This window comes from Streptomyces sp. NPDC047028, from assembly GCF_040644095.1.
GTDB lineage: Bacteria > Actinomycetota > Actinomycetes > Streptomycetales > Streptomycetaceae > Streptomyces.
In genome coordinates this window covers 49,609-62,535 of the sequence record NZ_JBEYVS010000014.1, presented here as the reverse complement: position 1 = coordinate 62,535, position 12,927 = coordinate 49,609, and the positions used below count along the sequence as shown (strand labels likewise).

The 12,927-nt window shown below is 72.6% G+C and carries 13 protein-coding genes; 6 read left to right on the top strand and 7 right to left on the bottom strand.

Annotation, left to right across the window (positions count from 1 at the left end; genetic code table 11):
* Position 1: 1 nt before the first annotated feature.
* Positions 2-1,234, bottom strand: a complete 1,233-nt coding sequence (locus tag ABZ854_RS15030) for an ATP-grasp domain-containing protein (RefSeq protein WP_361209784.1) — start codon at positions 1,232-1,234, stop codon at positions 2-4.
* Positions 1,235-1,526: 292 nt separating this feature from the next.
* On the opposite strand from ABZ854_RS15030, the gene ABZ854_RS15025 reads away from it, so the two are divergent.
* Both ABZ854_RS15025 and ABZ854_RS15020 read left to right on the top strand, forming a co-directional pair.
* Positions 1,527-2,960 carry a radical SAM protein gene (locus ABZ854_RS15025; protein WP_361209782.1) on the top strand — a complete coding sequence of 478 codons (1,434 nt, stop codon included), beginning with the start codon at positions 1,527-1,529 and terminating at the stop codon, positions 2,958-2,960.
* Positions 2,957-4,093 (top strand): DUF1152 domain-containing protein, encoded by a 1,137-nt coding sequence (locus ABZ854_RS15020; protein WP_361209779.1) that lies wholly within the window; start codon positions 2,957-2,959, stop codon positions 4,091-4,093. Before ABZ854_RS15025 ends, ABZ854_RS15020 begins: the two co-directional genes overlap by 4 nt.
* Here ABZ854_RS15020 and ABZ854_RS15015 read toward each other — a convergent pair.
* Positions 4,090-4,488 (bottom strand): MarR family transcriptional regulator, encoded by a 399-nt coding sequence (locus tag ABZ854_RS15015; RefSeq protein ID WP_361209776.1) that lies wholly within the window; start codon positions 4,486-4,488, stop codon positions 4,090-4,092. The genes ABZ854_RS15020 and ABZ854_RS15015 overlap by 4 nt on opposite strands.
* Positions 4,489-4,573: 85 nt before the next feature.
* On the opposite strand from ABZ854_RS15015, the gene ABZ854_RS15010 reads away from it, so the two are divergent.
* The gene (locus ABZ854_RS15010) at positions 4,574-6,064 is read left to right on the top strand and encodes an MFS transporter (protein ID WP_361209773.1); all 1,491 of its coding nucleotides are present in this window, start codon (positions 4,574-4,576) and stop codon (positions 6,062-6,064) included.
* 73 nt (positions 6,065-6,137) lie between these two features.
* Complete coding sequence (locus tag ABZ854_RS15005) at positions 6,138-6,407, top strand: DUF6332 family protein (protein ID WP_361209770.1); 270 nt, start codon at positions 6,138-6,140, stop codon at positions 6,405-6,407.
* A gap of 46 nt (positions 6,408-6,453) precedes the next feature.
* On the opposite strand, the gene ABZ854_RS15000 is transcribed toward ABZ854_RS15005, so the two are convergent.
* The 3 genes from ABZ854_RS15000 to ABZ854_RS14990 form a co-directional block, all read right to left on the bottom strand.
* Entirely contained in the window at positions 6,454-7,119 is a 666-nt protein-coding gene (locus ABZ854_RS15000) for a response regulator transcription factor (RefSeq protein WP_129310991.1), read from the bottom strand.
* Entirely contained in the window at positions 7,116-8,336 is a 1,221-nt protein-coding gene (locus ABZ854_RS14995) for a sensor histidine kinase (protein ID WP_361209767.1), read from the bottom strand. Before ABZ854_RS14995 ends, ABZ854_RS15000 begins: the two co-directional genes overlap by 4 nt.
* 91 nt (positions 8,337-8,427) lie before the next feature.
* Positions 8,428-9,090 carry a TetR/AcrR family transcriptional regulator gene (locus ABZ854_RS14990; RefSeq protein WP_361209764.1) on the bottom strand — a complete coding sequence of 221 codons (663 nt, stop codon included), beginning with the start codon at positions 9,088-9,090 and terminating at the stop codon, positions 8,428-8,430.
* A 132-nt stretch (positions 9,091-9,222) separates the two neighbouring features.
* Between ABZ854_RS14990 and ABZ854_RS14985 the strand changes: the two genes are divergently transcribed.
* Positions 9,223-10,260 (top strand): medium chain dehydrogenase/reductase family protein, encoded by a 1,038-nt coding sequence (locus tag ABZ854_RS14985; protein WP_361209761.1) that lies wholly within the window; start codon positions 9,223-9,225, stop codon positions 10,258-10,260.
* Positions 10,261-10,297: 37 nt separating this feature from the next.
* Here ABZ854_RS14985 and ABZ854_RS14980 read toward each other — a convergent pair whose 3' ends face one another.
* Complete coding sequence (locus tag ABZ854_RS14980; protein ID WP_361209758.1) at positions 10,298-10,990, bottom strand: TetR/AcrR family transcriptional regulator; 693 nt, start codon at positions 10,988-10,990, stop codon at positions 10,298-10,300.
* A gap of 146 nt (positions 10,991-11,136) precedes the next feature.
* Between ABZ854_RS14980 and ABZ854_RS14975 the strand changes: the two genes are divergently transcribed.
* On the top strand, positions 11,137-11,592 hold the full coding sequence (locus tag ABZ854_RS14975; protein WP_361209755.1) for a nitroreductase/quinone reductase family protein: 456 nt from the start codon (positions 11,137-11,139) through the stop codon (positions 11,590-11,592).
* Between the two features lie 24 nt (positions 11,593-11,616).
* Here the strand turns inward: ABZ854_RS14975 and ABZ854_RS14970 are convergent, their stop codons facing one another.
* A complete protein-coding gene (locus ABZ854_RS14970; RefSeq protein WP_361209752.1) occupies positions 11,617-12,858 on the bottom strand; it encodes a geranylgeranyl reductase family protein in 1,242 nt (413 codons plus the stop codon).
* Positions 12,859-12,927 lie beyond the last annotated feature (69 nt).

The following is a 12,927-nucleotide window of genomic DNA, read 5'->3' as shown; positions in this document are numbered from 1 at the left end:
GTCAGCTCACTTCTATGCGGGTGTGGGCCAGTACGTGGGCGGCGTGCGCCTTGACCTGGGAGGGCGTGGGGGCGGTGAACACCAGATGGCCGAGGCGGGCCGAGTTGTCGTGGGCGCCGCCGACGGTGGCGCCGGGCTCGGTGGTGATGTGCCGGCCGATCAGGCCGTCGGGCCGGCCGGGGAGGGTCACGCCGCGGAAGGTGCCCGCCCGTGGCGGGGTGAGGAAGCGGATCGCGCACGCCCCTTCCCGGGGCTCGGGTACGTCCGGCTTCTCGTCGAGGACGGCCTGGAGGTAGGCCCGGGCCTCGTCGATGCCGGAGGCGTGGCGGACGACGTCCACGAGGTGGTCTCCCGGCAGGCGTGCGCCCACCTCGATGACGGTGGGGCCGGCCTCGGGCGGGATCTTGAGTTCGGTGTGCGCGACGCCGTTGCGGATGCCGAGCGCCCGCAGAGCACGTTCGGCCGCCGCCCGGACCGCGGTGAGGGTGGCGGGCGGAAGCGGCGCCGGGCAGGTGTGTCCGGTCTCGGCCCGGTAGGCGCCGTCCGTGGTGTGCTTCTCGACCAGGGGCAGGTGGAAGTACTCGTCGCGCCGGACCACGGTGTCGAGGCTGAACTCGGGCCCGGGGACGTACTCCTGGACGAGGACGCGCTGGTCCAGGGCCAGGCCGTGCGGGGCGGCGACCGGCCAGGACTGGGCGTGCCGTACGGCGGCGTCGAGCTGTTCGTGTCCGGTGACCACGCTGACGCCCCAGGAGCCGCCCTGCTCGGCGGGTTTGACGACGATCGGGAAGCCGATGCCGAGGCGGTCGAGGGCACGGGTCACCTCAGCGGTCGTGTACCCGCTGACGGTTCTCGGCGCGGGCACCCGGCCCGTCCGGAAGGCCCGCGCCATGTCCGCCTTGTTCCGGCACGCCTGGGCCCGCAGGGGGTCGTTGCCGGGCAGGTCCAGGCGGCTCGCCAGGTGGGCGACGAGCGGTGTGAAGAACTCCCAGCAGCCCGCCACCGCGTCGATCCGCGTCGTCCCGGCGAACGCGGTCAGATCCGACAGTGCCCGGTGCGGGTCCGTGAGGTCGGTGAACACGGTGCCGTGGATCTTCTCGCGCAGGGCGGCGGGGTAGCTCTCCCAGACGTCCTCGTGGGTGGCGACGAAGACGTGTGCGCCGAGTGAGCGGGCGGCGTCCAGCAGATAGGGGCCTGAGTTTGCGAGCGCTTCGATCAGCAGGATCCTTTTCACGCCGCGCAGTAGACCGCAGCCGGCGGGCCCGGGCCATGAACGTAACAACCAGATCGAGACGGCGATTTCACGACAACCGTTGTAGCAACCTCCAGCCCCGGCCGGGGCCCGGATCCTAGGGGCCCGGCTTTGCGGAAGCGACCACTCCACAGGAGTTCGGACCATCCCACAGGAGGGCGCGCTCCCACGGCCCCCCGGTTTCGTGGAAACCGGACCTGGATGAACGCCGCCGGTCGCGGATTGACTTTCGTGCGACCCAGCCGTCGTACGTGCACGAGAGGGGCCACTTCGCGTGACCGGCTACGCCGCACAGCTCACCGACTACATCCGACAGGGCGTCATCCCGCCGTACAACTACTCCTATCCGTCCCGTTCCGCCTACCGGCCGCTGGAGGGCCAGTGGACCGTCGAGGACGTCTGGGAGCAGGACCTGAGCCTGTATCAGGTCCCGGAGCTGAACCTGTATCTGCACGTGCCCTTCTGCCGCTACAAGTGCGGCTTCTGCAATCTGTACACCGTCATCAGCGAGGACGCGGACGTCTACACGGCGTACATGGACGCGCTCTGCACGCAGCTGCGCGACCACGCCGACATCATCCGCGCCCGCCGGCTGCGCACGGTCTACATCGGCGGCGGTACCCCGAGCCTGCTGTCCCTGCGCCACTTCGAGCAGTTGTTCAGCACGCTGGACGAGGTGTACCCCAACTGGCGTTCCACCGTGGAGGAAGTGGCGATCGAGGCCACCCCGGACTCGATCGTCAGCGATCCCGGCACCCTGGAGGGCCTGCTGCAACTCGGCCTGACCCGGGCCAACATCGGGATCCAGTCCCTCGTACCGAAGGAGATCCGTGAAGCCGGCCGGGGCCAGGCGGGAGAGCGGGTCATCCGCCGGGCCGTCGAGATCGTGCACGACAAGGGTCTGCCGGACCTGTCGACCGACCTCATCATGGGGTTCGCCGGCCAGACCGACGAGACGTGGCGGACGTCCGTCGACGAGCTCGCCAAGCTCGAACCGACCACGATCAGCACGTACTTCCTGACCGTCCGACCGGACGCCTGGTTCTCCCGGACCGGCGCCTACCAGTACGCGCAGTCGCCGAACCTGTACGAGCGCTACGACTACGCGCGCCAGGTCTTCACCGACCACGGCTACGTGCAGGAGGGCTCCGTCCGCTACAAGAAGCTCGGCCGCGGCGGCTACCGGCAGAAGGTGCTCACCTTCCACGGCGTGCCGCTGCTCGGCCTCGGTGTCGGTGCCCGCTCCTACACCGGTGTCCTCGACTACATGATGGGTTCCGTCAAACCGTCCATGTCCGAAGTGGCGGAATACATCCGCCGGGCCGGCGCCCACACCCTGCGGCCCGTCACCGGCTTCGTCCTCGACGACGAGGAACTGATCCGCAAGCGCCTCGTCCTGGACACCTTCGACCTCGACCTCGCCGAGCTGGACCGTTTCGGCTACCAAGAGAAGGCTCACCTGTGGGAGCCGGTCCTGGACGCGGCCGAGGAGACCGGACTCCTGCGCCGCCTGGGCCGTCGCGTCCAGCTCACCCCGCGGGGCTTCAAGTACCGCGACATCCTGTCCTGGATGTTCTTCTCCGACACGGTCGTCCAGCTCGACCGCGAGTACTACGAGCGCCTGCACGAGCAGAACAAGCGCGCCCGGAAGCACATGGGCACGACGCTCGGCATCTCGGGCATCCGTACCGCGCGAGCGGCTTCGTGACGGAGCTGTTCATCGCTGCGGGCGGCGGCGGTGACCCGGTCGGCACCGCACTCGTCCACGCGAGCCTGGGCGCCGGGGCCGACGCGGTCGTCCTCACCTACGGCTGGGAGCGTCCCAGCGTGGATCCGGTTCCGGGGCCGTTCGCCGCACACGACTTCACCGGCCTCGACCACGATTCCCTGCCGGTAGCGCTCGTCACCACCGGCACCAGGCCGGTGGCACCACGCGCCTCCACCCTGCCCCGGCTCGCGGGGCACCTGCCCACCCGCCTCGCGCTCCTCGACCCCCACGAAGGAGTCGAGGGCCTCGCCGATCGGATCGCGCGGACCGCGCGCGCACTCGGCACCGACCGCGTCCACGTCGTGGACGTGGGAGGCGACGTCCTCGCCCACGGCGACGAACCCACCCTCGCCAGCCCCCTGCTGGACGCGCTCGCGCTCGCGGCATGCCACCTGGCGGGTGTCCGCACCACCGTCCACGTCACCGGCCCCGGCCTCGACGGCGAAGTGCCCGAGGAAACCCTTCTGGGCCGCCTTCCCGGAGCCGGCAGCGGCCTCGGCCCCACCCTTCCCCCGTGGGCGGCGGACGTCCTGCGCTGGCACCCGTCGGAGGCAAGCACCCTGCTCGCCGCGGCCGCCGCCGGTCTGCGCGGCCCCTGTCTGACGAGGTCCGGCGCGCTCCCCCTCACCGACCGCAGCGGCCGGGTGTGGAGCCTGCCGTTGTCACGGGCCCTGGAGCACAACCGCCTCGCCCGGGGCCTGCTGAGCACGCGCCCGGCCACTTTGGCGGACGCGGAGGAGGTCAGCCTGGAGCTGTACGGATTCAACGAGGTCGCACGCGAGCGCCGGCGGACCGCCCGTGGGCACGTCACGCGGGATCACATCGACAGGGGGACCTTCCTGAGCGAACTGGACGCCTGGCTCCAGGTCCAGCGGGCCGGCAATCCCGGCGCCCGGTACGCGAGCGTGCGCTGCGCCATCGAGTCCCTGGGCTACGACTGGCGCGTGACCGAGCACGTCCGCGATCTGCTGGCCCGGCACCGTCCCGGCGTCGACACCTTCCCCCTGCTTTCCCTGCTGGACCGACTGGCTGACGGACCCGCAGAGCGGGGGCACGCGGGGGTGCCGTACTAGAAGGTCTCCGCCAGCATCCGGGCCAGCGCCGCGCGCTGTACCGGCAGGACCCTGCCGTGCAGCGTGCGGCCCTTCTCCGTGAGGGCCACCCGCACGCCCCGGCGGTCCTCGGGGCACATGGCACGCTCGACGAGGCCGTCCTTCTCCAGGCGGCCGACCAGCCGGGACAGCGCGCTCTGGCTGAGATGGATCCGCTCGGAGATCTCCTGGACGCGGTAGGCGCAGCCGCCGTCGGCGGCGACGCCCTCGGAGAGGAGGTCGAGCACCTCGAAGTCGCTGGCGCACAGGCCGTGTCCGTGCAGTACCCGGTCCAGCTCGCACTGGGTACGGGCGTGCAGCGCGAGGATGTCCCGCCACTGCTCCACGAGCGCCTGCTCGGCCCTGTTCGCCGCCATGAGCGCACCGTAGCAGAGAAAGCGCTTTGTTGCATCGTAATTAAATGCGTTTGCATTTCATGCATGCGCATGTAGTGTCTGCGGCATGACCTCTCCGCTCACCACTCCCGCCGCACCCTCCTCGGCCGGGCGCTGGACCCCCCGGCTCTGGGGCACGCTGCTGGTGCTCTGCGCCGCGATGTTCCTGGACGCGCTCGACGTGTCGATGGTCGGCGTCGCTCTGCCCTCCATCGGCTCCGACCTCCACCTGTCCACGTCGACGCTCCAGTGGATCGTCAGCGGCTACATCCTGGGATACGGCGGGCTGCTCCTCCTCGGCGGGCGCACCGCCGACCTGCTGGGCCGGCGCCAGGTGTTCCTGGTGGCCCTCGGTGTCTTCGCGCTCGCCTCGCTGCTGGGCGGGCTGGTCGACTCCGGTCCGCTGCTGATCGCCAGCCGCTTCATCAAGGGCCTCAGCGCGGCCTTCACGGCGCCGGCGGGCCTGTCGATCATCACGACGACGTTCCCGGAGGGTCCGCTGCGCAACCGCGCGCTCTCCATCTACACCACCTGCGCGGCCACCGGCTTCTCCATGGGCCTGGTGCTGTCCGGCCTGCTGACGGAGGCGAGTTGGCGCTTCACGATGCTGCTGCCCGCGCCCATCGCCCTCGTCGCCCTCGCCGCCGGCCTGAAGCTGCTGCCGCGCAGCGCCCGCGAGAAGAACCATGACGGGTACGACATCCCCGGCGCGATCCTCGGCACCGCCTCCATGCTGCTGCTGGTGTTCACCGTCGTCCGCGCACCCGAGGACGGCTGGGCGTCCGCCCGCACGCTGCTGTCGTTCCTGGCCGTCGCGGTCCTGCTGACCGCCTTCGTCCTCGTCGAGCGGCGTTCGCCGAGCCCGCTGGTCCGGCTCGGGGTGCTGCGTTCCGGCAGCCAGGTCCGCGCCCAGCTCGGCGCGGTGGCCTTCTTCGGGTCGTACGTCGGCTTCCAGTTCCTGACCACGCTGTACATGCAGTCCCTGCTCGGCTGGTCGGCGCTGCACACCGCGCTCGCGTTCCTGCCGGCGGGCGCGCTGGTGGCGGTGTCGTCGACGAAGGTCGGCGCGGTCGTCGACCGCTTCGGCACCCCGCGTCTCATCGGTGCGGGCTTCGCCCTGATGGTGCTCGGCTACGCCCTGTTCCTGCGCGTCGACCTCGACCCGGTCTACGCGGCGGTCATCCTGCCGTCGATGCTGCTGATCGGGGCGGCCTGCGCACTGGTCTTCCCCTCGCTCAACATCCAGGCCACCAACGGCGTCGAGGACCACGAACAGGGCATGGTCTCGGGGCTGCTCAACACCTCGGTGCAGGTCGGCGGCGCCGTCTTCCTGGCGGTGGTGACGGCCGTGGTCACCGCGGCGGCGCCCGCGCACGCCACCCCCCAGGGCGTCCTGGACAGCTACCGTCCCGGTTTCATGGTCGTCACCGGCATCGCCGTGGCCGGCCTGCTGATCACCCTCCCCGGCCTGCGCAGCCGCCCCGCCACACCGTCGGTCGTGGTCGCCCGGTCCGCCGCGGAGGAGACGCCTGTCGAGCGGGTGCCCGTCCACGACTGACGCCGGTCGCGCGGAACCCCCGCCCAGCGGCAGCCGGTTGCCCCGTCGGGCGCGCCCCTGTGACACTGGTCCGATGGACGAATACGGGGGACGGCGCCGCAAGGCCGAGCAGGACGCGGCGACGGTGGAGATCGGATACGCGCTGCTCAGCGCCGGTTTCGCGGCGGCCGTGGTGTTCGGGGCCGTCGCGGGGCCGGCGCTGCTGTTCGCGCTTCCGCACCTGCTGGAGGCGGTGCTGGTCCGCCTGGGACTCGCCCTCGGGGCCCTGCTGTTCGCGGCCCGGGTGGTCAGTGTGCTGGTGCGGTTCCGGCGGGCCGGTGGGCGAGCCGGGCCGGTCAGCTGACCCGGGCCCGCCGCCCGAGCCGCGCCACTCGGCCGAGCCCCGGAGCTCAGCCCAGCCAGCCGGGGCGCACGAGCCCCGACTCGTAGGCGAGGACGACGAGTTGGGCGCGGTCGCGGGCGCCCAGCTTCACCATCGTGCGGCTCACATGGGTCTTGGCGGTGAGGGGGCTGACCACCAGGCGGCGGGCGATCTCCTCGTTGGACAGGCCGATGCCGACCAGGGCCATCACCTCCCGCTCCCGCTCGGTGAGCCCGGCGAGGGCGTCCGCCGCCGCGGGCTCCTTGGAGCGGGCCGCGAACTCGGCGATGAGTCGGCGGGTGACGCCCGGCGACAGCAGCGCGTCACCCTGGACCACCGCCCGTACCGCGCGCAGCAGTTCGGCCGGCTCGGTGTCCTTCACCAGGAAGCCGGAGGCGCCGGAGCGGATCGCCTCGAAGACGTACTCGTCGAGTTCGAAGGTGGTGAGCATGACCACCTTCACGTCCGCCAGACCGGGCTCCCCGGTGATCTTCCGGGTGGCGGCCAGTCCGTCCAGCAGCGGCATGCGGATGTCCATCAGGACGACGTCGGGCCGCTGTTCACGCACCGCGCGCAGCGCCTCCTCGCCGTCCGCGGCCTCCCCGGCCACCTCGATGTCGGGCTGCGCGTCGAGCAGTGCCCTGAAGCCGGCCCGCACGAGCGACTGGTCGTCGGCGAGCAGTACGCGGATCACTGGTCCTCCCTGGTGTGCGACGGCAGTACGGCGAGCACCCGGAAGCCGCCGTCCGGGCGCGGGCCCGCCTCGATGGTGCCACCGAGCGCGGCGGCCCGCTCCCGCATTCCGGCCAGCCCGTTACCGCTGCCGCCGGCGTCCGCCCCGGTCGCGGGACCGTCGTCGTCGACCAGCAGCCGCAGCCGGTCCCCGTCGTGCTCGAACCGCACGCGCGCGTGCCGGGAACCGGAGTGCCGTACGACGTTGGTCAACGCCTCCTGGACGATGCGGAACGCGGCGAGGTCGGCGCCGGGCGGCAGCCGGGGCGGCTCGCCCTCGACCCGCACGGTCAGTCCGGTGGCCGCCGCCTGCTCCACGAGTTCCGGCAGCCGGTCCAGGCCGGGTGCGGGAGCGCGCGGCGCGGCGCCGGGCGCGCGCAGGGTGTCGAGGACCTGACGCACCTCGCCCAGCGCCTCCTTGCTGGCGGACTTGATGGTGGTGAGCGCTTCGCGCGCCTTCTCGGGGTCGCTGTCGAGCAGGGCGAGGCCCACCCCGGCCTGCACGTTGATGACGGAGATGCTGTGGGCGAGGACGTCGTGCAGTTCGCGGGCGATCCGCAGCCGTTCCTCGTCGGCGCGGCGCCGGGCCGCCTGGGCACGGTCCGCGCGTTCGCGTGCCCACTGCTCGCGCCGTACACGGGCCAGTTCGGAGATCGCGACGACGGCCAGTACCCAGGTGCCGACGACGACCTCCTGGGTCAGGGTCGCCGCCGGGTCGTCCGACGGCGGCAGCCATCGGTAGAGCCACAGGGCGACGACGGCGTGGCCGGCCCAGAGCAGGCCGACCGCGGTCCACGCGGCCCGGCGGTGTCCGGCGGCGACGGCGCTGACGCAGGCCACGGCGACGGCCACGAAGACCGGGCCGTACGGATAGCCGGCGCACAGATAGACCAGGGTGGCCGCCGCGACGCCGAACACGACGGACACCGGGTGGCGCTGCCGCCACAGCAGCGGAAGCGTGGCGGCGAGCAGCAGGACGCGCGCCCAGCCGTCCAGGGGCTGGCGGTGCGTCTGCGCGTGCGCGGCGAAGTTCGAGCCGACGAGGACGAAGGCGGTGAGCAGTGCGGTGGAACGCCAGGGCAGGCGGGTGCGCCGCGTCTCCCGGCCGTCGGGGTGCTGCGACCACGGGGGGCCGTAGCGCCACCAGCGCGCGGGGCCGTGGCCGGGCTGCTCTTCCATGACCGCCACGCTAGACGGCGCCGGGCCGCGCGGGCGTCAGCCGGACGGGGTGATCACGGATACTCCCCGTGGAGTACGGCCGTCCGCGCCCTCAGCGCTTCCCCGTCAGCCCGGCGAGTTCGGCGCCGAACAGCAGCTCCGGGTCGAACTCCATGCCGGTGAAGTGGCCGGCCAGTTCCAGGGACAGAACTCCGTGCAGGCGGGTCCAGAAGGACAGGGCGCGGCGCAGGGCGGCGGGCGGCGCCGGGTGGTCGCCGGCCCAGCCGCGGTGCTCGGCGAGATGGGCCACGAGCGGGTCGCCGGGCCCGCCCGCCATGTCGTCCGCTTCCTCGTCGGCCACGCACACGTCCAGCAGGGCCGCCATGATCTCCTGGGCGATGCCGGTGATGTCGTCGGGCGCGCGGTACCCGGGGACCGGTGTGCCGTAGACGAGGAAGTAGCGCTGGGGGTCCGCCAGTGCCCAGCGGCGCAGGGCGTGCGCGAGTCCGGCCAGTCCCTCGCCGGTGCCGGCCGCGGCACGGAAGGTGCCGGCCAGGTCGCGGTAGGCGTCCCGGACCAGTTCGGTGATCAGGTCGTCCCGGCCGGCGAAGTACCGGTAGAGGGCCGGGCCGCTCATGCCCAGCTCCTTGGCGATCGCGTTGAGGGAGAGGCCCGACGCCCCGGCCGTGCCGATCTGCTCCCAGGCGCGCGCCTTGATCTCCTCCCGCACCTGGGTGCGGTACCGCGCGCGCGGGCTCGCGGGGCCTGCCGCCATCGTGTTCACGCTCCTCGCCTTCACGGTTATCACTTGACACCTGGAGCATACCTCGTCATTTTAGTTATAGGGACTAACGCAAGCGAGGCTTTCTAGCGTCCAGCTGCCAGCCGGCATTTCTCGGAGGTCGTCATGGAGAACAAGGAGCTCGTCGAGGTCGTCCTGCCGGGCGTGGTCGAGCCCGAGGGGTTGCGGCTGCGCCGCGGGGAGGTGCCCGTTCCGGGCGCCGGACAGATCCTGGTCCGGATGGAGGCGACCGGGGTGTCCTTCGCCGAGCAGCAGATGCGCCGGGGCCGCTACTACGACCAGCCACCCTTCCCCTTCGTCCCTGGCTACGACCTGGTCGGCACCGTCCTGACGGCCGGCCCCGGCGTCGCGCCCGGCCTCGTCGGCCGGCGGGTGGCCGCCCTGGTCAAGGTGGGCGGCTGGGCCAGTCACGTGGTGCTGGACGCGGCCGACGCGGTGGAGGTGCCGGCCGGGATCGGGGCGGTGGAGGCGGAGACGCTGGTGGTCAACGGGATCACCGCCTGGCAGATGCTGCACGGGAAGGCCCGCGTCCGCGAGGGAGGGACGGTCCTCGTGCACGGCGCCAACGGCGGCGTGGGCACGGTCCTGGTCCAGCTCGCCCGCGCCGCCGGGCTGCGGGTGATCGGCACGGCGTCCGCGCGGCACCACGACGCCCTGCGCGAGCAGGGCGTGACCCCGGTCGACTACCGCACGGAGGACGTCCCGGCGCGCGTGAGGGAGCTGGCTCCCGGCGGGGTCGACGCGGTCTTCGACCATCTCGGCGGCCGCAGCGTCGTCGGTTCCTGGCGGCTGCTGGCGCCCGGTGGGACGCTCGTCTCCTACGGCAGTGCCACGACCCGGGACGACACCGGCTCCAAGCAGTGGCCGGTGCTGAGGATCCTCGGCCGGGTGTGGCTGTGGAACGCGCTGCCCAACGGCCGGCACGCGTACTTCTTCAATGTCTGGGCGGGGCGCGCCCTCGGCAAGGACCGGTTCCGGGCCCGGCTGCGCGCCGATCTCACCGAGGTGTTCGACGCCCTGCGGCGCGGCGAGGTGACGGCGCGCGTCGCCGCCCGGCTGCCGCTGACCGAGGTGGCGGAGGCGATGCGGCTGGCCGAGTCGGGGACGGTGGCCGGGAAGGTCGTCCTGGTCCCCGAGTCGTAGGGCGGTGCCGTCAGCCGACGGATGGGCCGGGGAGCCGTCAGGGACGGGTCAGGCCCACCCCCTCGGCGAGCCGGGTCACCGCATGGCGGAAGAAGGGCTCCCGGTCCTCGACGATCCCGTGGAACTGGCCGAACAGCTCGAACCCGACCAGGCCGAACAGCTGGGCCCAGGCCGCCGCCAGGGCCACCGCGGCCTCGGGGGGCAGGCCGGGGGCGAGGTCGGTGGCCATCCGCTCGGCGTCGGGACGCAGGTCGGCGGGCAACGGCAGGTCGGCCGGCCCGGCGCCGAGGTGGGCGTCGCGGAGGATGCCGATGAGGAGCAGGCCCACGCGGGCGGCGGCCGGAATCGTGGTCTCGGGGGCGGAGTAGCCGGGGACCGGGGAGCCGTAGATCAGGGCGTACTCGTGCGGGTGGGCCAGCGCCCAGCCGCGGACCGCCTCGCAGACGGCTGTCCAGCGGCCCATGTGGTCGGCCTCGGGGACCTCGGCGTGTGCCGACTCGGCCGCCTCGCCGAGGGAGTCGTAGGCATCGATGATCAGTGCCGTCAGCAGGTCGTCACGGCTCGGGAAGTAGCGGTACAGCGCCGACGAGACCATGCCCAGCGCGCGGGCGACGGACCGCAGGGAGAGCTTGGTGGCGCCATCCGCCGCGAGCTGTCTGCGGGCCTCGTCCTTGATGGCGGCGGTGACTTCGATCCTGGCCCGCGCGCGGGCGCCCTGTGCGCTGCTCATGCCGGCCAGTCTGCCACGGAGCAAGAGCGCTGCACACGAATGTGAGCAGCGCACAAAAACGAGAGCACCGCTCTTGCATTGCGCCGTCACCTCCCCCACACTGGAGCCAAGCGAGAGCACCGCTCTCCCAAACTGTGGGGGTCACCATGTCGTCGTCTACGCCGTACTACGTCAAGGGCAGCCAGATGAGCGTCCGCGTGAACGGGTTCGTCGGCTGGCTCGCGCGGCACGGGCTCAGCTTCGCCGGCAGCGCCGAACTGTCCGTGCGCGGCCGCAAGAGCGGCACGCTGCAGCGCATCCCGGTCAACCCGCTCAGCCACGACGGCGGGCAGTACCTGGTGTCGGCGCGGGGCCTGTCCCAGTGGGTGCGCAACATGCGGGTGGCCGGCGGCGGCGAGCTGCGGGTCGGCCGCTCGGTCAGCCGGTTCACCGCCGTGGAGCTGCCCGACGCGGAGAAGCTGCCGGTGCTGCGCTCCTACTTGGCGAAGTGGGGATGGCAGGTCAAGCAGTACTTCCCGGGGGTGACGGCCGCCTCCTCGGACGAGGAACTGCTCGCGGCCGCCGCCGACCACCCGGTCTTCCGGATCACCGTCGGCAAGTGACCACCGGCACCGGGGCTGCCGTCCTCAGGACGCGGCCGGGTCCTCCGCGGAAGCGGCCGGCCGCGGGTCCATCGCGGTCAGGGCGCGCTGGGCGATGGGGTGGGAGCGGACCAGTTCGCCGAGCGAGGTCGAGCCCTGCGTGATGTCCCGGAACGCCCGCCAAGCCGGGCGGAAGCCGGTGAGGGCGGCGTGGAAGATGCCCGGGCGGCGCTCGAACACGGCCAGCATGCGCTTGCCGACACTCATCTCGACGCCGAGCCCCGCCTTGATCGCGAACGCGTAGTTCAGGGCCTGGCGCCGGGCGTCCACCGCGTCGTGCGCCTCGGCGATCCTGACCGCCCACTCCCCCGCCAGCCGGCCCGAGCGCAGCGCGAACGAGATGCCCTCGCGGGTCCAGGGCTCCAGCAGCCCCGCCGCGTCGCCGCAGACCAGCACCCGGCCGCGGGACAGCGGCGAGTCGTCGGCGCGGCAGCGGGTCAGGTGCCCGGAGGAGATGCTCGGCTCGAACCCGGCGAGGCCCAGCCGGGCGACGAAGTCCTCCAAGTACCGCTTGGTGGCGGCGCCTTCACCGCGCGCCGAGATCACCCCGACCGTCAGGGTGTCGCCCTTGGGGAACACCCAGCCGTAACTGCCGGGCATCGGGCCCCAGTCGATGAGCACCCGGCCCTTCCAGTCCTCGGCGACCGTCTCCGGGACGGGGATCTCCGCCTCCAGACCGAGGTCGACCTGGTCCAGCTTCACGCCGACGTGGGCCCCTATCCGGCTGGCGCTGCCGTCGGCGCCGACGACCGCGCGGGCCAGCACCGTCTCGCCGCCCTGCAGCACCACGGCGACCGTCCGCCGGTCCGGCACCGCCGAGCCGTGCTGTTCGACGCGCTGCACCGTGACGCCGGTGCGCAGTTCGGCGCCGGACTTCTGCGCGTGCTCCACGAGCTGCTGGTCGAACTCGGGCCGGTTGATCAGCCCGAACATCATCTGCCGGGAACGGCGGGTACGCGTGAAACGCCCGTTGTTCGAGAAGGTGACCGCGTGCACCCGGTCCTGGAGGGGCAGCTCGAAGCCCGGGGGCAGCGCGTCGCGCGAGGGGCCGATGATGCCGCCCCCGCACGTTTTGTAGCGGGGCAGCTCGGCCTTCTCCAGCAACAGCACCCGCCGCCCCGCGACCGCCGCCGCATAGGCCGCCGAGGCCCCCGCGGGACCCGCGCCCACCACGACGACGTCCCACACCCGCTGCACGTCGTCCGCCGAAGAGTTCTCGCCGCTCACGTTGGTCTACTGCTCCGATCAAGCCGCTGCCGCTACCTGTCCCCCGCATCCTACGGCGGCCGTCGCCAC

Excerpts from the sequence above, each read along its gene's own strand:
- ABZ854_RS14985 (WP_361209761.1), top strand. The coding sequence starts at position 9,223 with ATGGAGAACAAGGAGCTCGTCGAGGTCGTCCTGCCGGGCGTGGTCGAG.
- ABZ854_RS14975 (WP_361209755.1), top strand. The coding sequence starts at position 11,137 with ATGTCGTCGTCTACGCCGTACTACGTCAAGGGCAGCCAGATGAGCGTC.
- ABZ854_RS14990 (WP_361209764.1), bottom strand. The coding sequence starts at position 9,090 with ATGGCGGCAGGCCCCGCGAGCCCGCGCGCGCGGTACCGCACCCAGGTG.
- ABZ854_RS15015 (WP_361209776.1), bottom strand. The coding sequence starts at position 4,488 with ATGGCGGCGAACAGGGCCGAGCAGGCGCTCGTGGAGCAGTGGCGGGAC.
- ABZ854_RS14995 (WP_361209767.1), bottom strand. The coding sequence starts at position 8,336 with ATGGAAGAGCAGCCCGGCCACGGCCCCGCGCGCTGGTGGCGCTACGGC.
- ABZ854_RS15010 (WP_361209773.1), top strand. The coding sequence starts at position 4,574 with ATGACCTCTCCGCTCACCACTCCCGCCGCACCCTCCTCGGCCGGGCGC.
- ABZ854_RS14980 (WP_361209758.1), bottom strand. The coding sequence starts at position 10,990 with ATGAGCAGCGCACAGGGCGCCCGCGCGCGGGCCAGGATCGAAGTCACC.
- ABZ854_RS15005 (WP_361209770.1), top strand. The coding sequence starts at position 6,138 with ATGGACGAATACGGGGGACGGCGCCGCAAGGCCGAGCAGGACGCGGCG.